At 49.9% G+C, this 23,406-nt stretch carries 22 protein-coding genes; 9 read left to right on the top strand and 13 right to left on the bottom strand.

Annotation, left to right across the window (positions count from 1 at the left end; translation table 11 throughout):
- Positions 1 to 21: 21 nt before the first annotated feature.
- The 4 genes from rpsF to KNP83_RS12030 all read right to left on the bottom strand — a co-directional run bounded on the left by rpsF (position 22) and on the right by KNP83_RS12030 (position 2,824).
- Positions 22 to 309: a 30S ribosomal protein S6 gene (rpsF, locus tag KNP83_RS12015; protein ID WP_021067861.1), complete on the bottom strand. Its 288-nt coding sequence runs from the start codon at positions 307 to 309 to the stop codon at positions 22 to 24.
- 130 nt (positions 310 to 439) lie between these two features.
- On the bottom strand, positions 440 to 1,540 hold the full coding sequence (gene ychF, locus KNP83_RS12020; RefSeq protein ID WP_214762672.1) for a redox-regulated ATPase YchF: 1,101 nt from the start codon (positions 1,538 to 1,540) through the stop codon (positions 440 to 442).
- Positions 1,541 to 1,692: 152 nt separating this feature from the next.
- On the bottom strand, positions 1,693 to 1,896 hold the full coding sequence (locus KNP83_RS12025; protein WP_016509068.1) for a DUF951 domain-containing protein: 204 nt from the start codon (positions 1,894 to 1,896) through the stop codon (positions 1,693 to 1,695).
- Positions 1,886 to 2,824: a mechanosensitive ion channel family protein gene (locus KNP83_RS12030; RefSeq protein ID WP_214762673.1), complete on the bottom strand. Its 939-nt coding sequence runs from the start codon at positions 2,822 to 2,824 to the stop codon at positions 1,886 to 1,888. The genes KNP83_RS12025 and KNP83_RS12030 overlap by 11 nt, the downstream gene beginning before the upstream one ends.
- A 170-nt stretch (positions 2,825 to 2,994) precedes the next feature.
- Here KNP83_RS12030 and yyaC point away from each other — a divergent pair, with 170 nt between their 5' ends.
- On the top strand, positions 2,995 to 3,621 hold the full coding sequence (yyaC, locus tag KNP83_RS12035; protein WP_214762674.1) for a spore protease YyaC: 627 nt from the start codon (positions 2,995 to 2,997) through the stop codon (positions 3,619 to 3,621).
- Here the strand turns inward: yyaC and KNP83_RS12040 are convergent.
- From KNP83_RS12040 to mnmE, 5 genes are all read right to left on the bottom strand, one after another.
- Positions 3,594 to 4,376, bottom strand: coding sequence for a ParB/RepB/Spo0J family partition protein (locus tag KNP83_RS12040; RefSeq protein ID WP_214762675.1), 783 nt, complete (start codon positions 4,374 to 4,376; stop codon positions 3,594 to 3,596). The two genes, yyaC and KNP83_RS12040, sit on opposite strands and share 28 nt — an antisense overlap.
- A 49-nt stretch (positions 4,377 to 4,425) precedes the next feature.
- Positions 4,426 to 5,304, bottom strand: a complete 879-nt coding sequence (gene noc / locus KNP83_RS12045) for a nucleoid occlusion protein (RefSeq protein ID WP_214762676.1) — start codon at positions 5,302 to 5,304, stop codon at positions 4,426 to 4,428.
- A gap of 79 nt (positions 5,305 to 5,383) precedes the next feature.
- Entirely contained in the window at positions 5,384 to 6,100 is a 717-nt protein-coding gene (rsmG, locus tag KNP83_RS12050) for a 16S rRNA (guanine(527)-N(7))-methyltransferase RsmG (RefSeq protein WP_214762677.1), read from the bottom strand.
- Between the two features lie 4 nt (positions 6,101 to 6,104).
- Positions 6,105 to 7,991 (bottom strand): tRNA uridine-5-carboxymethylaminomethyl(34) synthesis enzyme MnmG, encoded by a 1,887-nt coding sequence (gene mnmG, locus KNP83_RS12055; RefSeq protein WP_214762678.1) that lies wholly within the window; start codon positions 7,989 to 7,991, stop codon positions 6,105 to 6,107.
- Between the two features lie 15 nt (positions 7,992 to 8,006).
- Positions 8,007 to 9,386, bottom strand: coding sequence for a tRNA uridine-5-carboxymethylaminomethyl(34) synthesis GTPase MnmE (gene mnmE / locus KNP83_RS12060; RefSeq protein WP_214762679.1), 1,380 nt, complete (start codon positions 9,384 to 9,386; stop codon positions 8,007 to 8,009).
- A 170-nt stretch (positions 9,387 to 9,556) separates the two neighbouring features.
- Between mnmE and KNP83_RS12065 the strand changes: the two genes are divergently transcribed.
- Positions 9,557 to 10,309 (top strand): nucleotidyltransferase domain-containing protein, encoded by a 753-nt coding sequence (locus tag KNP83_RS12065; RefSeq protein WP_214762680.1) that lies wholly within the window; start codon positions 9,557 to 9,559, stop codon positions 10,307 to 10,309.
- A 16-nt stretch (positions 10,310 to 10,325) separates the two neighbouring features.
- Here KNP83_RS12065 and KNP83_RS12070 read toward each other — a convergent pair whose 3' ends face one another.
- From KNP83_RS12070 to rpmH, 4 genes are all read right to left on the bottom strand, one after another.
- Positions 10,326 to 10,868: an HdeD family acid-resistance protein gene (locus KNP83_RS12070; RefSeq protein WP_214762681.1), complete on the bottom strand. Its 543-nt coding sequence runs from the start codon at positions 10,866 to 10,868 to the stop codon at positions 10,326 to 10,328.
- 120 nt (positions 10,869 to 10,988) lie between these two features.
- The gene (gene yidC / locus KNP83_RS12075) at positions 10,989 to 11,849 is read right to left on the bottom strand and encodes a membrane protein insertase YidC (protein ID WP_114165092.1); all 861 of its coding nucleotides are present in this window, start codon (positions 11,847 to 11,849) and stop codon (positions 10,989 to 10,991) included.
- Positions 11,850 to 11,951: 102 nt separating this feature from the next.
- Positions 11,952 to 12,305, bottom strand: coding sequence for a ribonuclease P protein component (gene rnpA, locus KNP83_RS12080; protein ID WP_021067848.1), 354 nt, complete (start codon positions 12,303 to 12,305; stop codon positions 11,952 to 11,954).
- A gap of 165 nt (positions 12,306 to 12,470) precedes the next feature.
- Positions 12,471 to 12,605: a 50S ribosomal protein L34 gene (gene rpmH / locus KNP83_RS12085; protein ID WP_015880216.1), complete on the bottom strand. Its 135-nt coding sequence runs from the start codon at positions 12,603 to 12,605 to the stop codon at positions 12,471 to 12,473.
- 772 nt (positions 12,606 to 13,377) lie between these two features.
- Between rpmH and dnaA the strand changes: the two genes are divergently transcribed.
- The 7 genes from dnaA to KNP83_RS12120 all read left to right on the top strand — a co-directional run bounded on the left by dnaA (position 13,378) and on the right by KNP83_RS12120 (position 23,186).
- Positions 13,378 to 14,751, top strand: coding sequence for a chromosomal replication initiator protein DnaA (gene dnaA, locus KNP83_RS12090; protein ID WP_214762682.1), 1,374 nt, complete (start codon positions 13,378 to 13,380; stop codon positions 14,749 to 14,751).
- A 196-nt stretch (positions 14,752 to 14,947) separates the two neighbouring features.
- The gene (dnaN, locus tag KNP83_RS12095) at positions 14,948 to 16,087 is read left to right on the top strand and encodes a DNA polymerase III subunit beta (RefSeq protein ID WP_131434333.1); all 1,140 of its coding nucleotides are present in this window, start codon (positions 14,948 to 14,950) and stop codon (positions 16,085 to 16,087) included.
- Between the two features lie 135 nt (positions 16,088 to 16,222).
- The gene (gene yaaA / locus KNP83_RS12100) at positions 16,223 to 16,438 is read left to right on the top strand and encodes a S4 domain-containing protein YaaA (RefSeq protein WP_214762683.1); all 216 of its coding nucleotides are present in this window, start codon (positions 16,223 to 16,225) and stop codon (positions 16,436 to 16,438) included.
- Between the two features lies 1 nt (position 16,439).
- A complete protein-coding gene (recF, locus tag KNP83_RS12105) occupies positions 16,440 to 17,558 on the top strand; it encodes a DNA replication/repair protein RecF (protein WP_021067844.1) in 1,119 nt (372 codons plus the stop codon).
- Positions 17,559 to 17,612: 54 nt separating this feature from the next.
- Positions 17,613 to 19,541, top strand: coding sequence for a DNA topoisomerase (ATP-hydrolyzing) subunit B (gene gyrB, locus KNP83_RS12110; RefSeq protein ID WP_214762684.1), 1,929 nt, complete (start codon positions 17,613 to 17,615; stop codon positions 19,539 to 19,541).
- A 22-nt stretch (positions 19,542 to 19,563) separates the two neighbouring features.
- A complete protein-coding gene (gyrA, locus tag KNP83_RS12115) occupies positions 19,564 to 22,134 on the top strand; it encodes a DNA gyrase subunit A (protein ID WP_214762685.1) in 2,571 nt (856 codons plus the stop codon).
- Between the two features lie 62 nt (positions 22,135 to 22,196).
- Positions 22,197 to 23,186 (top strand): HD-GYP domain-containing protein, encoded by a 990-nt coding sequence (locus KNP83_RS12120; protein ID WP_214762686.1) that lies wholly within the window; start codon positions 22,197 to 22,199, stop codon positions 23,184 to 23,186.
- The last annotated feature ends 220 nt before the right edge of the window (positions 23,187 to 23,406 follow it).

The following is a 23,406-nucleotide window of genomic DNA, read 5'->3' on the forward strand; positions in this document are numbered from 1 at the left end:
CGCAATATGAAGCGTTAAGAATTAACGCTCGTCTTTAGTTGTCATTTGACGGACAACGTCATCAGAGATCTTCATGAGACGCTCTGTTTCTTGAATCGCTTTAGGCTCAGCAGTGATGTTGAGAAGAACGTAGTGTCCTTCGCGCATCTTGTTAATTTCGTAAGCGAGACGACGTTTACCCATGTCTGTTGTTTTATCAACAGTACCACCGTTTTCAGTGATGACGTTGTTGAAGCGTTCGATTAAAGCTTTCTTAGCTTCCTCATCAACTGATGGACGGATAATGTAAAGAAGTTCGTATTTACGCATTATCTTTCACCTCCTCTTGGACTAACGGCTCCTACCGGTTGTAGGAGCAAGGAGCAAACAATTGTTTTACTCACGTCATAATATACTATCAAACTTCTGTTCGTTTTACAACACGTTTCCGGAAAATGCCTTACACGTTGAAGCGGAACGTGACAACGTCGCCATCTTGGAAGACGTATTCTTTTCCTTCTGAGCGAAGCTTGCCTTGCTCTTTGACCGTCGCCATGTTGCCGGCAGCCGATAGGTCTTCATACGAGACGACTTCGGCCCGGATGAATCCGCGCTCAAAGTCAGAGTGGATGACACCGGCACATTGCGGGGCCTTCATCCCTTGCTTGAACGTCCAGGCGCGGACTTCTTTCTCACCGGCCGTGAAGTATGTGGCGAGACCGAGCGTCGAGTAGGCGGCACGAATCAATTGATCGAGGCCTGACTCTTCGATGCCGAGGTCTTGCAAGAACTCCAATCGCTCTTCTGGCTCGAGCTCTGAGATCTCTTCTTCGATCCGGGCACAGATGACGATCACTTGCGCCCCTTCCGTCGCGGCATGCTCACGCACGGCTTGAACGTATGGGTTTTGGTCGGCATCCGCCACTTCATCTTCACTCACGTTCGCGACGTAAAGCATCGGCTTCATCGTGAGCAATTGGAAGTGTTTGACGATGGCGAGCTGATCTTCTGTCAACTCGGCAACGCGCGCCGGACGCTCTGACTCGAGGATCGCTTGAACGATTTCAAGCGCTTCGAGTTCTTGCGCGGCACCTTTATCTTTTGACTTCACCATTTTTTGGACGCGCGTGATGCGTTTCTCGACCAATTCAAGGTCGGCCAAAATCAATTCGAGGTTGATCGTCGTGATGTCATCGATCGGCGATACTTTTCCGGCCACGTGCGTGATGTTGTCGTCTTCAAAACAACGGACGACTTGGCAAATCGCGTCGACTTCACGGATGTTGGCGAGGAATTTGTTTCCTAACCCTTCTCCTTTTGACGCGCCTTTCACGATTCCGGCGATATCTGTAAACTCAAATGCGGTCGGTACGGTCTTCTTCGGTTTGACGAGTTCTGTCAATCGATCGAGACGCGCGTCCGGTACTTCGACGACCCCAACGTTCGGGTCGATTGTCGCGAACGGATAGTTGGCTGCTTCTACACCGGCTTGCGTGATGGCGTTAAATAATGTCGATTTCCCGACGTTCGGTAATCCGACGATTCCTGCTGTTAATCCCACTTGTATGTCCTCCTCATCCGGCTTTCCCGGGAAATGTTGATCCGTCTGTGGAGTGGGTACGTTCAGTACACCACACCGTCACATCCTTCACAATTATAGTTAGTCCTCGATTAAACCGCAACTCACGGTTGCAACATAGAGAAGAACGCCACTTATTCAGCGGCGTTCTCTTGTTTAAGCACTTTTTTCAATCGCTTATCAAAGTCACGGCGCGGCATGAGCACGCTTGCCCCGCATCCTTGACACTTGATGCGAATGTCCATCCCGACCCGCGTCACTTGCCAACGGTTCGTCTGACAAGCGTGCGGTTTCTTCATTTCTACAAAATCGTTCAACTCATACGATTTAGCCTGCATTTTCGGGCGCTCCTTTAGTCGATGTGGTTGGCGGCATCATGACGGTCCGCGGATACGGAATCTCGATTCCGCGCTCATCTAATCCGGCCTTCAACTCTTTATGCAAAATCCGACCGGCCGCAAAGTGTTGCGTCGGCGGAACTTCAGCCATGAGACGATAGACGACTTCCGACGGTCCGAGCGACTGGACCCCAGCGAGCGTGATTGGTTCGATGAACAAGTCGTGATACTTCTCTTCGACCGTCTTCGCAATCTCTTTCAACGCCTGCTCGACTTTCGCCATGTCTTCTTCATAGGCGACACCGATATCGACGACCGCGACGCTGTTTTCAAGCGAGTAGTTCGTCACTTGCATGATTTGTCCGTTCGGGATGATTGTCACTTGCCCGTTCAACCCTTTCAACTTCGTCGTCCGAATCCCGACTTCGATGACAGTCCCGTCGACTTGTTGATTTAAATTGACGTAATCCCCGTTCTTATATTGGTTCTCGAAGATGATAAAGGCGCCGGTGATGACGTCCTTCACCAAGTTTTGCGCGCCGAACGAGATGGCCAGACCGGCGACCCCAGCCGATGCGATCAAACCGGCGATATTGACGCCGAACTGTCCGAGCACCGTCAAAATCATGATCAGACCGAGCACATAGCGAATCGTGTTTTGGGCCAATTTTGACAGCGTCTCATTTTGTCGTTGCGTCACAATATCGTGCTCTTTAATTTTACGCAGGGCGAACACGCGTTGTACCATTGACGTCAAAATACGTGACGCCACATAAATGGCCAAGATGATAAGTGCGACACCGGTCAATTTGATGCCGAGACCGATCCACATCTCCGTATCCTGGAAATAGGCGACGAAGCGATTGACACTATCCATCGTTTCATCGGCCACCGTGCTTAAGTTTGTATCTGTATTTTGTGAAGCCATGTAGTCACCTCTAGCATTATAGATTTCTAACCCATCAAACCATAATTGACGACTTTTCTCAAACCCTACATCCGGACGTTATAAGTTTCGGTGTTCCGGGAATGGGATAATACGGTTTCATTCCGCAATTGCAACTAGACGCAGGCAGCTTAGAAGAGAGGATGAGATTCATGCCGTTTCGCCTAAAACCTCATAAACCATACTCTTTCTTCATCGAACATACCGAACGGAGTGGATCCAAGCTCTTTGCCGATCAACTGCACGAGCAGTTGGCGCAAGAGACACATCGTCCGATCGTCCTCGTGTGCATCGGCTCTGACCGTTCTACCGGCGACTCGCTCGGACCGCTCGTCGGCACATTCCTTGAAGAACGCTTCGTCCGCAATATCTATGTCTACGGGACGTTGACGAAACCGGTCCATGCGCTAAATCTCGTCGAGACGCTCCATGAGATTCAGACACGGTTCCATCGTCCGCTCATCATCGCCATCGACGCTTGTCTCGGTCGCTTGTCGAGTGTCGGCTATATCTTCTTCTCAGAAGGACCGCTCGCGCCCGGTGCCGGTGTCCAAAAAGAGCTCCCTTCGGTCGGCGAGTATAACATCAAAGCCGTCGTCAACGTGAGCGGCTTCATGGAGATGATGATTTTGCAAAATACGCGTCTCCACCTCGTCTATGAGCTGGCTCGTTTCATCACCGACGGGTTCGTCGAGTTCGACGTACGCATCGGACGGCTCCATCAAGAAGAGGCGGCCATCACCCGGCTTCGTCAATCCCGCGACGAATCGAAATCTTGAGGCGAAAGGAGCGTCAACAGATGCTCTAAATCGTCCTGTGAGAAATACTTCAGCTCGAGGACGCCCCCTTTTCGACGCGGGCGAATCGATACATCCATTTGAAGACGTTCCGCTAGTACCGCCTCGACGGCTTCGACGTCGGCGTTCGAGCGTTTGAGCGTCTTTTTTTCGATGCGTTCTTTTTGTAAATAACGTTCGAGCCGGCGGACCGTCCATTGCTCGGCGATGACACGACGCGCAATCTGTTCCATCGCCTGAATGGATTTCATCCCTGTGATGGCACGGGCGTGGCCCATCGTCAGCTCGCCGACCATGACCGCATGCTGGACCGCGCTCGGCAACCGGAGCAGTCTCAGGCTGTTCGTGACATGGCTCCGACTCTTGCCGACGCGTTCGGCCAGCTGTTGCTGGGTCAATCCGAGCGTCTGCATTAACTGTTCGTAGGCGAGCGCCTCTTCGATCGCGTTTAAGTCGGCCCGTTGAATGTTCTCAATCAAGGCAAGCTCCATGACGCGGTCCGAATCGGCCGTGACGATCAACGCCGGGATATCCGTCTTGCCGGCCAACTGCGCGGCTTGAAAGCGGCGTTCCCCGGCGATGATTTCATAAAACCCACTCGCTTTGCGAACGACAATCGGTTGCAACACGCCATACCGTTCAATCGACTGCCGGAGTTCGTCTAGCTTTTCGGGTTCGAACTGTTTGCGGGGCTGGTTCGGGTTCGGGCGAATGTGTTTAATCGGTAACCGTTCCATCATGCTTCCTCCATTCCATCTGCCTGATTGCTACAAAAAAAGCACAGGCTCACTTTTGTGGCCGTGCTTTCGGGATTCGAATCCGAATCTCAACAAATTCGTCTTCTTCGACTTCCTCGGTCTGGACTTCAATGCCGGTTTTGCCGATCAAACTGACGGAATCCCGGATTGTATTGAGGGCGATGCGCGTGTCACGCGCAAAACTTTTCGTCCGACGGCGTTGTTTTTTCGGTTTCCGCTTTTCTTCTTCAATCGGTGTCGTCAAGAAGGCGACACGCTCTTCCGTTTCTTTGACGTTAAAGTCCTGTTCCAAGATTTCTAGCAAGACTTGGAGTTGCAGTCCTTCCTCTTTGAGCGGCAAGAGCGCCCGAGCGTGACGTTCATTGATTTGGCGGTCACGCAAACATTGCTTGACGTCATTCGGCAACTTCAATAACCGGAGTTTATTGGCGATTGTCGACTGGCTTTTCCCAAGACTCTTCGCAAGCGCGGCTTGTGTCATGCCGTTCATGGCCAGCAGACGATCATACGCCTCCGCCTCTTCGATCGGACTGAGCTGTTCCCGCTGCAAGTTCTCAATCAAAGCCAACGCAGCGGTCGTATCGTCATCCATGTCCCGGACGATGGCCGGAATGACAGACCAACCGAGCGACTTGGCGGCCCGGAAGCGACGTTCCCCAGCGATAATCTCGTAACGGTCCCCGTCCGCTTTGCGAACGACGATCGGCTGCAAGAGACCATGCTCGTCAATCGTGACGGCCAATTCTTCAATTTTAGCCGGCTCGAATACTTTACGCGGTTGATAACGGTTCGGGAGAAGCAACGATAACGGGATTTCTTGGACCGCATCATTCGGTTTGACTTCTGCGATTTCTGTAACCGCCACTTCTGGACGACTTCCGAACAGTTTAGCAAATGTTTTCTTCAACGTCGGCACCCCTCTATGTAAAAAATAAGCAGATTCCACTACCGGAATCTGCTTTTAGTTTCACGTGAAACACTATTGCTCAGATTAGCGGCTCTTTCGCCGGGGTACCCGCTTTACGTGGATATTTCCCAGGCGTTTTTCGTAATTTATCTACAACTACGATATTACGCTCACTCATCTCTCCTGGCAATAGGAACTGGTGTGTCGTTTTTACTTTCCCACCGAGCACGGCCAAGGCGTTTTTCGCATCGACAAGTTCGTCGGAAACCTTCGCTGCTTTGAGCGCTACGAACGTTCCACCGACTTTTGCGAGCGGTAAACAGTACTCGGCGAGCACCGTCATTCGGGCAACCGCACGGGCGGTTACGACATCAAATTGCTCACGAAATTTTTTATTTTTTCCAAACTCTTCGGCGCGTCCGTGATGGAACGCCACACCTTCTAACCCGAGCGCGAGAGCGAGTTCGTTCAAGAACGTGATTCGCTTGTTGAGCGAGTCGATAATCGTCACGTGGAGATGCGGGAAGAGGATTTTGAGCGGCAAGCTCGGGAATCCAGCCCCGGCACCGACGTCACAGACGGTTTCGACGTTTGAGAAATCGAAATGGAACGCCGCACTGAGCGAGTCATAGAAATGCTTCAAATACACTTCTTCCTTGTCTGTGATGGCCGTCAAATTCATCTTCTCGTTCCACTCGACGAGCATCTCGAAATACAGTTCGAACTGAGCGAGTTGTTTCTCGCTCAATTCGAATCCTTCTGCCTGCAACGCCTCAATAAATTGGGATTGGTTCATCGTTTCACTCCACTGTCGCGTATTGTCCTTGCTCGATATAGACCAACAGGATCGAGACGTCCGCCGGGTTTACCCCGGAAATACGTGACGCTTGTCCAATCGAGAGCGGACGAACTTGTTTTAGTTTTTGTTTCGCTTCCGTCGCCAGACCACCGATTGCATCGTAATCGAGCTTCTCCGGAATCCGTTTTTCTTCCATCCGACGCATTTTCTCGACTTGCTCGAGTTGCTTCGAGATGTACCCTTCGTATTTCACTTGAATCTCGACTTGCTCGGCCACTTCGAATGGCACTTCGATTGGTGCCGGTGCAAAACGAGCGAGCGTCGCGTACGTCACTTCAGGACGTTTCAAGAGCGTACTGGCGTGTGTCGCTTCTTTGAGCGGGTTCGCCCCGACTTCTTCGAGGATCGCGTTCACGTCCGCTGACGGTTTGATGACGAGTCCGTTGAGACGTTTCACCTCTGCCGCGATGGCGACACGTTTGTCTTCAAGATGAACATGACGCTCTGGTGACAATAGGCCGACTTCATGGCCGATGTCGCTCAAACGAAGGTCCGCATTATCGTGACGCAAGAGCAACCGATACTCGGCGCGCGATGTGAGCAAGCGGTACGGCTCGTTCGTCCCTTTCGTCACGAGGTCGTCAATCAAGACACCGATATACGCCTGTGAGCGGTCCAAGATGACCGGGTCTTTGCCGAGCACTTTACAGGCGGCGTTGATTCCAGCCATGATGCCTTGTCCGGCCGCTTCTTCGTAGCCGCTCGTTCCGTTGATTTGACCCGCCGTGAACAGTCCCTCGACCGTCTTCGTCTCGAGCGTCGGCCAAAGTTGTGTCGGTACGACCGCATCGTATTCGATCGCATAACCCGGACGCATCATCTCTGAGTTCTCAAGCCCTGGAATCGTGCGGAGCATTTGATGCTGAACGTCTTCCGGCATACTCGTCGAGAAACCTTGGACATAGATTTCTTCCGTGTCGCGACCTTCTGGCTCGAGGAAGATTTGATGACGCGGTTTATCGTTGAACCGGACGACTTTATCTTCAATCGATGGGCAATAACGCGGGCCTGTCCCTTTGATAGCACCCGAATACATCGGCGAACGATGCAAGTTCTCATCAATCAACTGGTGCGTCCGCTCACTCGTATACGTGAGCCAGCACGGGATTTGCTCGATCGGGTTGAGATCCGTCGACGTGTATGAGAAGAGCGACGGATTGTCGTCCCCTGGTTGAATCTCCGTCTTCGAGTAATCGATCGTCTTCCCGTCGATGCGTGGCGGTGTCCCCGTTTTGAAACGGACGAGTTCGAGCCCGAGTTCTTCTAAATGCTTCGACAATTCGACCGAAGGCATCTGGTTGTTCGGACCGCTCTCATACGACAATTCACCGATGATGATTTGTCCGCGCATGAATGTACCGGTCGTGACGATGACCGCTTTCGAGCGATATTCCGAACCGGTATTCGTGACGACGCCGGCGACTTTCCCATCTTCGATGAGAAGTCGTTCGACGAGCGCTTGACGAAGCAATAGGTTCGGTTCGTCCTCGAGCACTTTCTTCATATGGTTTTGGTATTGGAATTTATCTGCTTGCGCCCGTAATGCACGCACCGCTGGACCTTTCGATGTGTTGAGCATCTTCATTTGAATGTACGTCGCATCGATCGCTTTCGCCATTTCGCCGCCGAGGGCGTCGATTTCGCGAACGACGATCCCTTTCGCGGGACCACCAATCGATGGGTTGCAGTACATGAATCCGACCATATCCGGATTCATCGTGAGCATCGCCGTTTTCGCGCCCATGCGCGCCGAAGCCAGTGCGGCCTCGATGCCCGCATGACCGGCTCCGATGACGATGACATCAAACTCGCCTGCCGTGTAAGCCATAGTTGTTCCTCCTTATTATTTCCCAAGACAAAACTGTGAAAAGAGTTGATCAATCAAACTTTCTTGAACGGTGTCCCCGTTGATTTCACCGAGCGTATCCCACGCCCGTCGTAAATCGATTTGGACCATATCAATCGGTAAATTCATGGCGGCACTTCCGAGCGCCTCCTCGATTTGTTCAATCGTCCGTTTGATGAGTTGAATGTGTCGTGCGTTCGAGATATATGTCATATCCTGTGATTCGACGCCTTTAGCGAAGAACAAGTTCGAAATCGCCTTCTCCAATGCGTCGATTCCCTCTTCTAATAAGAGAGACGTCGCCACAATCGGGCGACCTGCCGCTAGTTTCTCCAGCTTAGAAGAATCCATGTTTTGTGGCAAGTCCGTCTTATTGATGATGACGATGGCGTTCATACCAGCGATCGCCTCGAATAAGGCCTCATCCTCGACAGTCAAACCTTCATGCCCGTTTAAGACGAGCAAAATCAAGTCAGCGCCCATGAGCGCTTTGCGCGATTTCTCGACACCGATCCGTTCGACGATATCTTCCGTCTCTCGAATCCCTGCCGTATCAATCAATTTGAGCGGAACGCCTTTGACGTTCACATACTCTTCAATCGTATCGCGCGTCGTTCCGGCAATTTCCGTAACGATTGCTTTCGTCTCTTGCACGAGCGTGTTCATGAGCGAAGATTTGCCGACGTTCGGCCGACCGATAATCGCCGTCGCGAGCCCTTCACGTAAAATCTTGCCTTGTCGCGCCGTCTCAAGCAACTGCTCGAGCACACGTTTGACTTCACCCGCCTTGTCTTCGACGATGGCTTGTGTCATCTCTTCGGCGTCGTATTCCGGATAGTCGATATTGACCTCGACGGCCGCAATCGTCTCAAGCAACAGTTGACGCAACTCGCGGACGAGCCGTGACAAACGTCCTTCCATCTGTGACATGGCGACATTCATGGCCCGATCCGTTTTGGCACGAATCAAATCCATGACGGCCTCGGCTTGCGACAAGTCGATCCGTCCGTTCAAAAAGGCGCGTTTCGTGAACTCGCCCGGTTCTGCCAAGCGGATGTCCGGTTGTTCAAGAATCAGTTCGAGGACACGATTGACCGCAACGATTCCCCCGTGGCAATTGATTTCGACGACGTCTTCTCGCGTGAACGTCTTCGGTGCGCGCATGATGCTCACCATGACTTCATCGACGACCTCGTCCGTGCCAGGACGTTTCAATTTTCCGTAATGGATCGTATGTGATTCCACTTCCGTCAAATCTTTTCCAGAAAACACACGGGCCACCGTCTCGACGGCGCGGTCACCGGACAAGCGGACGATTCCGATTGCCCCTTCACCCATCGGCGTCGAAATCGCCGTAATCGTGTCAAACTCTAGCATCATCTTTCCCTCCCATACTTCTTACTACTTCCTCTATCTTATGCATAACGCACCTACTATACACGATATTTGTCTCGAACGAAAGCGTCCGACCTCTCGAGCCACGCTTGCATTTCAGAGAATTACTTTAGTACAATAAAGGAATAAATTTCCAAAGAGGATGGGATAAAATGCGACAATACGACGCGATGACCGCACTGACCGAAAGCTTACGGACCGACACTGACGTTCAAGCGATTTTTTTGAAAGGATCATTCGGACGCGGAGAAGGCGACGCATATTCTGACGTCGACTTATACGTCATGGTCGCTCCGGAGAAACTGGAGACATTCTTATCCCGCCGCCGTGACCACTTGACCACCTATCGCCCGATTCTACTCGAGGACGAAATCAACATCGTGGCCCCTCAACTAATCGTCGTCTATGATGATTTCTTGCATCTCGACTTCTTCACGGTGACAGCGGACACGCTGAACCATCAAGACACAATCACGGTGCTGCACGATCCAGAACATCGGCTCCAACATCACGCGAGCTCGCTCGCTTTATCGGCCCCAGACTTGAGCGGACACGTGTTCGATGCGATTTGGTTCTTTTTCCAATATACGAAAACACGCGACCGAGGCAATGCCATTTGGGCGGTCGAGATGCTTCGGCAAGGGATGAGCCATTTCGCTTACGCGCTCGCTGCCCATCATGAACCGGAGCGGGCCGCACTCGGATTGAAAGACGTGGCCGCCCGGCAGCGAATCGAGCTCGATTCGTTCTACGATTCATTGACCCCGAGCCATCACGCGACAGCCGCGCGTTGGTATGTCACCCGTCTCGAGGCCGAACGCCCCTTCTTCGAGACGACCGTTGCGTTCGAAGTGATTCGTCCGTTTTTCGAAAGCCTCGTCGCACGCGAAAAAAGCCGCTCCTAATGTGAGCGGCTTTCATTTATGCTCGCTGACGTCTCGAGGAGCGGAGCGTGAAGTAAAGAATCCATTCGACTATCCCGACAGCGATGAGAAAACCGCCGAACAATTGGAACAAGACGAGCAGGCTGTCAAACGGGTTCGCCAACATGAGTAGCCCGATTCCAATCCATAATAGGCTGCTCAGCATGAAATACATCCACCGATTGGCGATGGTCCGGCGAAATCCGACGGCTTGAATCAACCGGATGATGCCCCCGAACAAGAACAGGACGCCGATAAAAATCGGGAGCAGACTGGCCAACGTTTCAGCGAAGAAAAAGACGATCAAAGCAATCAAGATATAGATGATGCCCATAAAGAAGCCGGCTGGGAGACCGTCCCGTTTCTGTCGCAATCCTTGAACGATGGCGACGAGACCGATGATGGCAAGATAAGCTGCGACCAAATAGACAATCGCATCAAAAAAGACCCGTGGATACAAGATGATGAGTAACCCGATCACCACGTAGAGCGCCGCTTGAATGAACGTCGACCGCTCCAATCGTTTGATGAGCGTCTCCATCTGAAAGACCCCTTTCTGATTCGACGATGTTGACCACTACTTGGATTATTCCCAGATTTCGGTTCAATTCATCTCGAACGACAAAAAAGGCTGTGGATTGGTTATCCACAGCCTTAACATTTATTTACGTTTTTTCTTTTTTGTCTTTTTCTCTTCTTCTGCGAGGGCGGCACGTTCTGCTTCTTTCGCCGCGATTTTCGCTTCAGCTTGGACTTTCATCTTCTCGCGCATCGGAAGCATGATTGCCATCGTCACGATAATCGAGATGATGTAACCGACGACCCAGTACATCGAAAGGGCGGCTGGAAGCGTGATCGACATGACGAAGATCATCACTGGGAAGATGTAGAGCATCATTTTCAATTGCGGGTTCTGTTCTTGGCCCGCCATTGAGATTTTTTGTTGTGCATACGTCAAGATTGCCGCGAGAATCGGCAAGATGAACGTTGGATCTGGTGCCCCGAGGTCGAACCAGAGGAACTGCGCTTCGAAGATTTCAGGTGTCCGACGGATCGCATCGTAGAACGCGAACAAAATCGGCATTTGAATCAAGATTGGCAAGCAGCCCGCGAGCGGGTTGATTTGGTACTCTTGATACATCTTCATCATTTCTTCTTGCAGTTTGCGTTGCGTCTCTTGGTCTTTCGAGCTGTATTTCTCACGCAGCTTGAGCATCTCTGGCTGCAACACTTGCATCGCACCCATACTCTTCGTCTGCTTGATCATAAGCGGTAAAATCAAGAGGCGGACGATAATCGTTGCGACGATAATCGAGTAACCGTACTGCCACGTCCCACCGATCAAGTAGGCCGCTTCTTTCAATAACCATGCCAATGGCCAAACAAAGTATTTCGACCAGAAGCCTTCTGTCTCAGCCGTAATTGGCTCACCTTGGATTGTCGATGGGTCGACACAGCCAGCCATCAACATGATGACGCCGGTCATGACGGCCAACAATCCTAATTTTAGCTTTTTGCTCATAGTTCCTCCTACGCTTTCTTTATCGATTCTTTTGTTCCATCACACGTCTATCGGTCAATCCTAATTAGTTCGCGTTATATATGAAAGAACGAGCTCGGATTGTTATGATCGATCGACTTGTCTCTGCTTCCAAACTTTAGCCCGTTTGAATGCATGTTTCAAGCTTTCCGTCACTTCATCTTGTGTCAGCGACGTCGCTGGTTTGCGCGCAATGATGACATAATTGTGCGGAGCCACGTTCGGTTCGAGCAAGCGAAGCGATTCACGCATCAATCGTTTCATCCGGTTTCGTTCCACGGCATTCCCCAGCTTTTTGCTGACCGAAAGTCCGACCCGGAAGTGCGCTTGATCCGCTTTCTGTGTGTAGACGACAAACTGACGATTGGCCACGGAGCGTCCTTCACGAAACACCGCTTGGAACTCTTCATTCTTTTGCAGGCGGTATTCTTTTTTCAAAATTCTCACTCCATCCTTCACTTCAAAAATCGTCAACTAACATCATACCATATCCCATTCGTTTCAACGAGGGAGAATCAGTTTTTTCAAGTCGATTGTGTGAGTTGTGTGACGATACAAAAAAATTGCCCAAGGAGGATTCCTCGGGCAATCTCGTGATCTGTATTAGACAGTCAAGGCTTTGCGGCCTTTACGACGGCGAGCTGCAAGAATGTTGCGGCCGTTTTTAGTCGCCATGCGTGCACGGAATCCGTGGACTTTCTTACGCTTACGATTGTTAGGGTTGAAAGTTGGTTTCATTGTTAAAGCACCTCCTCAAGGTTAACGCTCTATTAGCAAGTTATAGTTTCATTTAAGGCAGTCTTTAAGATTATATAAACTGTTGTCTAGATTGTCAATGAGTTTTCGCCAGGTTTTCAATTGGAGTGAAATCCTTCGAGCGGGGAGGGGACGATCGCCTCGTATTGGCATGAATTTGAAGAAACGAGAGCAATCAGTAACACCGAGATTTAACAATCCGCCAGTGACTTTTTTACAAATAGCTGTCTAAAGCCATTTTATCCACATATCCCGAAAGTTATCCACACTTATATGTGAATAACTCCTCTTTTTTTCAACAATTTTATGAGTCCGATTTTCAATTTTTCATTTTCTTCTCTTAAAAAAATATTCTTCACAATTCCTTCTTCCTCTTTTGTATATAACTTTTCTGTCTCTCTGTTTCCTCACTTCTAATTATCCACAACATATCCACAGTTTATCCACACTATACACAGCATGTGGATAACTACCTGTGGATTCTTTTTGCGGTCTGTGGATAAATATCGAAAACCGTTGCCACGTCTATTTTATTTTGATAAACTGAATGTGCACAAACTTGTGGATGAACTTTTAGCAATTCCAAGATATACACAGGCTGTGGATAACTGTTATCCCCAACATCAACACCATGTGGATAACGTTATCCACAGTTTTTGTTCTCTGGGGATAACCCTAGTATCTACTATAGAATAGTGTATGTGTATATCGTGTGAATAAGTTTCGCCAACATGTGAGTAAAGGAGGTCTTTCATTGAAGAATGCTCGCGAGATTTGGAGAAATGTTTTATCTCTGATTGAAGAAGAGGAACGAACACCAAAAGCCAGCTTTGATATGTGGTTGAAATCAACAGAAGGAATTTCGTTGATGGGGACGACACTCGTCGTGTCCGCGCCAGCCAGTTTCATCGTGACTTGGCTTGAGCGTCAGTACTTGTCATTGTTACAAGATACGATTGAAGAAGTGACGAACAACAAACTTGAGATTCATTTCATCGAGGAATCACAAGCACACAAGTATGCACCTGCGGATGGATCGAAAGAGACGATTGCTGCCACAGAAATGAAAGAACAGCCACTTCCAGTACTTCCAAAAGAGGAAGGGAACCTTGGACAGTTGAATGACAAGTACATTTTTGAGACGTTTGTCATCGGGTCGGGGAACCGATTTGCTCACGCAGCCTCGCTCGCCGTGGCAGAAGCTCCGGCGCGTGCCTACAATCCGCTCTTCATTTATGGAGGAGTCGGGCTCGGCAAGACGCATTTGATGCATGCGATTGGTCATTATGTGAAAGGGCAGAAGCCTGGCGCACGTATCGCTTACGTATCATCTGAAAAGTTCACGAATGAGTTCATCAACTCGATTCGTGACAATAAGACCGAAGAATTCCGTAACCGCTATCGGAATATCGATGTTCTCTTAATTGATGACATTCAGTTCCTAGCTGGGAAAGAACAGACACAGGAAGAGTTTTTCCACACGTTCAATGCGCTTCATAACGATCAGAAACAGATTGTGATCTCAAGTGACCGACCGCCTAAAGAGATTCCGACGCTCGAAGATCGTCTTCGTTCGCGGTTCGAATGGGGTCTTATCACAGACATCACACCGCCTGACCTCGAAACGCGAATCGCCATCTTACGTAAGAAAGCGACGGCAGAAGGGCTTGATATCGCGAACGATGTCATGTTGTATATCGCCAATCAAATCGACACGAACATCCGTGAACTCGAAGGGGCATTGACGCGCGTCGTGGCCTACGCCAAACTCGTCGGTCGTCCGATTGATCCGGATGTCGCTGCTGAAGCGTTGCACAACATCATGCCGGTCCAAGAAGCGAAGAAAATCGTCATTCGGGACATTCAAGAAATCGTGGGGCGTCACTTCAATATTGAAGTCGATGAACTGAAAGCGAAGAAACGGACGAAGACGCTCGCATTCCCACGTCAAATCGCGATGTACCTATCGCGTGAGATGACGGAAAGCTCGCTTCCTAAAATCGGGGAAGAGTTCGGAGGACGCGATCACACGACCGTGATTCACGCCCATGAGAAAATTAGTACGCTGCTCAAACACGATCCGGAGATGCAAGAGACGATTCAGACGTTGAAGAAGGCATTGTTATAAACGCCTCCGTTTCGCTGTGGATATCCTGTGGATAAACCCACATAGTTATCCACAAGTTATTCACAGGCAGAATGGCTCAATACGAGTGGTTAAAGTGACTTATCCCCAGTATCCACAGCCCTTATTACTATTATGACTTAAATAATACTATTATTATTAACTATATGACTCAGTTCACTTAGGAGGAATTATCCACATGCATTTAACGATTCAGCGAGACGTATTCATGCAAGCCGTACAAGATGTATCAAAAGCTGTTGCTTCCCGAACAACGATTCCAATCCTCACAGGATTAAAGCTTGAAGCCCATGCCGATGGGTTGACACTAACAGGTAGCGATACGGAAATTTCAATCGAACGCTTAATCCCGATTGAAGAAGGCGGAATCGAACTCATTCAAATTCAACGAGCCGGTAGCGTCGTGCTCAATGCACGTTTCCTCGGTGAGATTGTTAAAAAGTTGCCGACGAATGAAGTGACACTCGAAGTGTCTCCGAACTTCATGACACGAATCGAATCGGGACAAGCCGAGTTCCATTTGAACGGACTCGATCCAGATGAGTACCCACGCCTGCCTGAACTATCAAGCGAACGCCGTTTCTACTTGCCGGCCGATCTCTTGAAGACGATTATCCGTCAAACGAGCTTCGCTGTTTCGGCACAAGAGACACGTCCTGTTTTGACAGGGGTTAACTTCTCGGCTGAAAAAGGATTTTTGACGTGTGTCGCCACGGATAGCCACCGTCTGGCACTTCGCCGGGCACGGTTTGAGACCGACAACGATTTGACGTTCCAAAACGTCGTCGTCCCGGGCCGTTCATTGAACGAACTCGCAAAATTGCTTGATCGGGAAGAGTTGCCAGTCGAAATCGTGTTGACGGACCAACAAATCTTGTTCCGTTTGAAAAACATCTCGTTCTTCTCGCGTCTACTCGACGGGGCATACCCAGATACATCACGCTTGATTCCGGAAGAATACCGGACAGCTGTCCGTATGAACGCGAAGGACTTCCTCCAGGCCATCGATCGTGCGTCATTGCTTGCACGTGCTGACCGGAATAACGTCATCAAGTTTGTCGCTGAAGAGGCGACGACGGTTGAAGTCTCATCTCATTCTCCAGAAGTCGGGAAAGTGTCAGAACGCGTCAGCATCTTGTCGCTCGAAGGAGAAGAGTTAAAAATTTCATTCAACTCGAAATTTGTCATGGATGCGCTTCGTGCGCTCGATGCTTCAGAAATCGAAATCCAGTTCACGGGTTCGATGCGTCCGTTCATCTTGCGTCCGGTCGAGCAGGATAGCGTCCTACAGTTGATCTTGCCAGTCCGCACGTCTTAAGTCAGACTGAGCAGATTCGGGGATGATGAGGTGTTTCACCTTGTCATCCCCATTTTTGCCTTATTCGACGTTTTTCGATAAACTAATAAGTATGGCGATTTTTTGTACTAAGTATGAAAGAAAGGAAGTGACGACATGAAAAAAGTGTCGATTACAACCGAGTATGTAACGCTCGGACAATTTTTGAAGTTGGCTGATATTATTTCAAGTGGAGGCCAAGCGAAGTTTTTCTTAGAGGACATTCAAGTAAAAGTGAACGGTGAGGTTGATCAACGTCGCGGACGGAAACTACGGGACGGGGACAAAATCGAAGTCGAAGGCTTCGGGGATTTCCAAATCGAGGGGAACTAACGTGCATTTAAAGTCGATCCGATTGCAAAACTACCGCAACTACGAAACCCTCGAGCTAGATTTTTCAGAACAGACGAACGTTCTCATCGGCGAGAATGCCCAAGGGAAAACGAATCTGCTCGAATCGATTTACGTACTTGCGCTCGCAAAGTCACATCGGACGACGCAAGACCGTGAACTGATCGGCTGGGAAGCGGATGCGGCGATGGTCGAGGGACGGATTCATAAACGGACCGGTGAGACGGTTCAGTCGCTCACCTTTTCACCGAAAGGGAAGAAAGCGAAATTGAACCATCTTGAACAACGCCGCCTCAGCGACTATGTGGGCGCGTTTAACGTCGTACTGTTCGCACCCGAAGACCTCGCCATCGTCAAAGGCAGCCCGCAAGGACGACGACGGTTTTTAGATATGGAAATCGGCCAAGTGAGTCCTGTCTATTTACATGAATTGAATCAGTATTTGAAGACGCTGAAGCAACGGAACGCCTTATTGAAGCAGCTGTCCATCAAAGGCGGGGATGAGACACTGCTCGAGGTGCTCACCGATCAAATGATCGAACTGGCCGTGAAAATCGTTTCACGACGTCATCATTTTATCGATCAGCTTGAAAAATGGGCTGGGCCCATCCATTCTGGCATCACGCGTGACTTGGAGACACTGACGATTCAATACGTATCGGATACATTCCAAAAAGAACGTTACCCAAAAGAGGCGATGTTTGAAACGTATCGTCAAAAGTTTGATAAAATAAGAGAGAACGAACGAAGACGAGGCGTGACGTTATTTGGTCCGCATCGAGATGACTTTGAATTGTATGTCAACAATCGCAACGTCCAAACGTTCGGTTCACAAGGCCAGCAACGTACAGCGGCTTTGTCTCTCAAGTTAGCGGAGATTGAACTGATCCACGAAGAGGTCGGGGAATATCCGTTACTTTTGCTAGATGACGTGTTATCTGAATTAGACGACCATCGCCAAACCCATCTGCTCGATACGATGGGCCAAAAAGTCCAAACCATCATCACGACGACCAATATTGATGGCATTGCTCATGAAACGATTCAACAAGCGAAAGTGTTTCACGTGAAACAAGGCGAAGTTGAAACGGAATCTGTGTAACGCAAGACCAATCCATAGGAACACCAATTCATGTATAGTAGGTGAACAAAACCGATGAGTAACGAAAACGAAAAACAAATGCAAGATTATGGTGCTGATCAGATTCAAGTGCTTGAAGGGTTAGAAGCCGTTCGTAAACGCCCGGGGATGTATATCGGTTCAACGAGCTCACGAGGACTCCACCACTTGGTATGGGAAATCGTCGACAACTCGATTGACGAAGCGCTCGCTGGACACTGTGACACAATTACCGTGACAGTAGAGCCAGGCAACTCGATCGTTGTCGAAGATAACGGACGCGGGATTCCTGTCGACGTTCAAAAGAAAACGGGACGCCCTGCTGTCGAAGTCATCTTCACTGTCCTTCATGCCGGAGGTAAATTTGGCGGTGGCGGATACAAAGTGTCAGGTGGTTTGCACGGTGTAGGGGCCTCGGTCGTCAACGCGTTGTCGACGAAGCTTGAAGTGTTCGTCCGTCGTAACGGCAACGTCTACTACCAGTCATTCAAACGCGGTGTGCCACAAGGCGAACTTGAAATCGTCGGTACGACCGATACAACCGGTACGACTGTCCGTTTCTTCCCAGATGGTGACATCTTTGAAGAGACGCTCGAATATGACTTTGATTTACTCGCTACACGTCTGCGCGAACTTGCCTTCTTGAACAAAGGACTTCGCATCGTCGCTAAAGACGAGCGCAGCGATGAGACGATTGAACGCAACTATCATTACGAGGGCGGAATCAAGTCATACGTTGAACATTTGAACCGCTCGAAAGCCTCAATCCACGACGAGCCTGTCTACGTACATGGCACGAAGGATGGAATTGAAGTCGAGATTGCGCTTCAGTACAACGAAGGATTTGCGAGCAACATCTATTCCTTCACGAACAACATCCCGACCCACGAGGGGGGGACGCACGAGACCGGATTCAAAACGGCGCTCACGCGTTCAATCAACGACTATGCAAAACGCTTCGGTCTCATGAAAGAGGCTGACGGCAGCTTGTCAGGGGATGATGTCCGTGAAGGATTGACGGCAATCGTCTCGGTCAAACACCCGTCACCACAGTTCGAAGGGCAGACGAAGACGAAACTCGGTAACGCCGATGCGCGTACAGCCACAGACTCGCTCTTCACGGACACGTTCGAGCAATTCTTGCTCGAAAACCCGTCTGTCGGTCGATTGATCGTCGACAAAGGGTTGATGGCGGCCCGTGCCCGTCTCGCAGCGAAACGCGCTCGTGAGATGACACGCCGTAAAGGGATCCTTGAAGTCAGTTCATTACCTGGGAAACTAGCCGACTGTTCATCGAAAGATGCATCGAAGTCTGAATTGTACATCGTTGAGGGTGACTCGGCCGGTGGTTCAGCGAAATCAGGCCGTGATCGTCACTTCCAAGCGATTTTGCCAATCCGAGGTAAAATCATCAACGTCGAAAAAGCACGACTCGATAAAATTTTAGCCAACCAAGAAGTCCGGACGATTATTACAGCACTCGGGACTGGGATTGCAGAGGAGTTTGATCTCGGGAAGGCTCGTTATCATAAGTTGATTATCATGACCGATGCCGACGTCGATGGAGCTCACATTCGCACACTGCTCTTGACGTTCTTCTACCGCTACATGCGTCCGCTCGTCGAGAGTGGATATGTGTATATCGCGCAACCGCCACTTTACGGCTTGAAGCACGGGAAAGAAGTCACATACGTGCAAAATGAACGTGAACTGCAAGAGGCGATTAAACAGCTTCCGGAAAATGCTCGTTACAGCGTACAGCGTTACAAAGGTCTAGGTGAGATGGATCCTGAACAACTGTGGAGCACGACGATGAATCCAGAGACACGCTCGATGCTTCGTGTCGACCTTCAAGACGCCATTGAGGCGGATGAGATCTTTGAGACGCTCATGGGTGACAATGTCGAGCCGCGACGTGATTTCATCCAATCACATGCGCATTACGTGAAAAACCTCGATATTTAAAAAGAAGGGTAGGCAATAACGAATGGCAGAACAAGAAAATATCAAGGATATAAATATTAGCCAAGAGATGCGCACCTCGTTCATGGACTATGCGATGAGCGTTATCGTGTCACGTGCCCTCCCAGACGTACGAGACGGTCTGAAACCGGTTCACCGTCGGATCCTGTATGCGATGAACGAACTTGGCATCCGTGCCGACAAGCCGCATAAGAAATCGGCCCGTGTGGTCGGTGACGTAATCGGTAAGTATCACCCGCACGGTGACTCTGCTGTTTACGAGACGATGGTTCGTATGGCGCAAGATTTCAGTTATCGCTATGAGCTCGTCGATGGTCACGGAAACTTCGGATCGGTCGATGGCGACTCAGCGGCAGCGATGCGTTATACAGAAGCACGTATGTCGAAAATCGCTATGGAACTCGTACGCGATATCGGTAAAAACACGATTGATTACCAACCGAACTTTGACGGAGAAGAAAAAGAACCGGTCGTCATGCCAGCCCGGTTCCCGAACTTCTTGGTCAACGGGACGAGCGGAATCGCGGTCGGGATGGCCACGAACGTACCTCCGCATAACTTGAACGAAGTGATTGACGGGGTGCTCGCGTTGACGCATAACCCAGATATCACGATCTCCGAGTTGATGCAGTACATCCCGGGACCTGACTTCCCAACAGCTGGTGAAATCTTAGGACGCAGCGGAATTCGCCGCGCCTATGAGACGGGTCGTGGATCAATCACGATGCGGGCCAAAGCTGAAATCGAAGTGTTGAAAAATGGTCGTGAACGCATTCTTGTCCACGAAATCCCATATCAAGTGAACAAAGCGCGCCTCGTCGAAAAAATTGCCGATTTAGTACGCGACAAGAAAATCGAAGGGATCACTGATCTTCGCGACGAGTCGGACCGTAACGGGATGCGTGTCGTCATCGAAGTGCGCCGCGACGCGAATGCGAGTGTCATTTTGAACAACCTGTATAAACAAACGCCAATGCAAACGACGTTTGGTGTCAACATGCTCGCCCTCGTAGGGGGACGACCGAAGACGCTCAACTTGAAGCAAGCGATTTATTACTACATCGAGCACCAAAAAGAAGTCGTCCGTCGTCGGACGCAGTTTGATCTCGACAAGGCGGAGGCTCGCGCACATATCCTCGAAGGATTACGCGTCGCCCTCGATCACTTGGACGAAGTCATTGCCATCATCCGCAGCACGCGGACCGGTGACGAGGCCCGTGAAAAATTGATCGCCCGTTTCGGGTTGTCAATCGATCAGACGCAAGCCATTCTTGACATGCGTCTCCAACGTTTGACAGGACTCGAGCGTGAGAAGATTGAGGGCGAGTATCGCGAGATTCGCGCCTTGATTGAAGAGTTGCGCGCCATCTTAGGCGACGAGGAACTCTTGCTTCAAATCATTCGCAACGAGTTGACAGAAATCAAAGAGCGTTATGGTGATGCACGTCGGACAGTCATCCGTACGGACATCATCGAGCTCGAAGATGAAGACTTGATTCCAGTTCGCGACATGATGATCACGCTCACGAGCGAAGGCTATATCAAATCAATCCCGAGCGACTCGTATCGCACGCAACGCCGAGGCGGACGAGGCAAGCAAGGGATGGGGACGAACGACGAGGACTTCGTGTTACGTCTCTTGTCAGCTTCGACGCATGATACGATTCTGTTCTTCACGAACTTCGGTCGCGTCTTCCGCTTGAAAGGGTATGAAATCCCAGAGATGAGCCGGACTGCGAAAGGGATGCCGATCATCAACTTGCTACAAGTCGATAAAGGCGAGAAAGTGGAGACGATGATTCCCGTCGACTTCAATAGCTACTTGGCAGACAAAGCCATCGTCGAAGATGGAACTGAAGACTCGGAAGCAGAAGTGGCAGACGAGCAGTTGTCGCTCGTGTTTATCACGAAGCAAGGACTCGTTAAACGCTCACCGCTTTCGGCTTACGCCCGCATCAATAAAAACGGACTTCGTGCCATCAGCTTGAATGATACGGACGAGTTGGTTACTGTCCGTCTTGCGAAGAGCGATGACGAGATGTTGATCGTGACGCGCGAAGGGATGTCGATTCGCTTCCCGCTGGCGAGCGAAGTCCGTTCGATGGGCCGTACCGCCCGAGGTGTCCGTGCGATTCGTCTGAAGAAGGACGACGATCAAGTCGTTTCGATGGAAATCGTCCGTCCGACGCAGGATGTATTGATTATCACGGAAAAAGGCTATGGCAAACGAACGGCGATGGAGCAATTCCGCACACAAGGTCGAGGCGGTTCTGGGATTATCGGAATCAAGACTGACCGCGGCACCGTCGTCGGTATGCGAGTCGTGGATGAAGACGACGATATTATGCTCATGACCGAGCTCGGTGTCGCCATCCGAATCGATTCACAGACGATTTCGCAAATGGGTCGCAGTACACGCGGTGTGAAAGTGATGAACATCGAAGACGGCGATCGTTTGGCTACAATTGCAAAATTGAAAAAAGATGAGCTAGAAGAGGAATCAGCAGATGAGATGGAGAATGGATTTGATGGTGAAGCACCAGAAACCGACCTATCGTCTGAAGTGACCGAATAAGGCGAAACAGGTCGAACGGAGCTTCCGTTCGACCTGTTTTCATACGATGAGGAGGGATGAGCATGCGACTCGCTATTTCAAACGTTCACGTAGGTATGACGCTTTTAACGTCGGTGTCTTCATTAGAGGCGGGAATTAGGCTAACGAACGAACATTTACGTTTGCTTCGCTTTTTGAAAGTCGAGGCGATTGAAGTCGCTCCAGTAGAACGACGTCCCTTTACACATGAAGAAGAACGAGATTTGTGCGATAAGATTCTCCAGTATGAACGTCACTATAATCAATGGGAAGAGCGGATTGCTCCGAACCCATATGAGGCTCTTGAATTTATTCATCAGTTGTTTCGCCACGACTACCCTCTGTCAGCAATCGTCACGTTTTTCACGAAACAGCCGCTACGAAAGAATCACGTGATTCATCATGCGATTTATCGGGCCCTCGTCGCAAAAACGTTATCGAAATATCGGGGAGATGAACACCGGCTTCAGTTCGACTATGGAATCGCTTCTTATTTTGCCGATGCCAGTTACGCTAAAATTCGCAAATGGTCACATATGCGTTATTTCACAAAAATGGAACGTGAGCTTCTGTATCAACATCCACTCGTATCGATGGCGATGTTACCTGAAGATCGGACATTGCGGCAACGTGTCGGTAAGTTAGTGGCAGAACATCATGAGCGACTCGATGGGTCGGGTTTCCCCAATCGTCTCGAAGAGCGCGCGCTTCATCCGGCCTCGCCTCTGTTTATCGTGGCCGATCGTTTTTGTCAGTTGACGGCACCGCGAACATTCCGAGCTGCACTGACTCCGGAAGAAGCTTACTTCTATATGTGGCAAAATGAAGCGTACGATGGAGAAGCGCTAACGCTTTTAGCTACGCTGCTCGGCTTTTATGAAGTCGGACGAACCGTTTTGCTGAGTAGTGGGGTTCGTGGGAAGATTCATCACTACACACCGAGTGTCGAACAACCGATTGTCGTATCCGAACCGACGCAAGAAACGTATGATTTAACTCGCTTAGACGAAGTACGAATCATCGCATTTCAATAATCAATAGTGTGTTCCTTCTATATAGTGCTTAGAAGGAGCACACTGTTTTTTTATTCTTTTAAAATATTTTATTTTTATAGTTGACGAAAGAGAAAGCAGGTGCTATTATAAATGAGTCGCTAAGAGCGGCAGACGAACTTTGAAAACTGAACGATGAGGCAAAAATAAGTTTTACAATTTTTGAATGAAGCGCAAGCTTCGTCATTTTCAAGAGCTATAT

The sequence above is a fragment of the Exiguobacterium sp. s146 genome (assembly GCF_018618415.1).
Classification (GTDB): domain Bacteria; phylum Bacillota; class Bacilli; order Exiguobacteriales; family Exiguobacteriaceae; genus Exiguobacterium.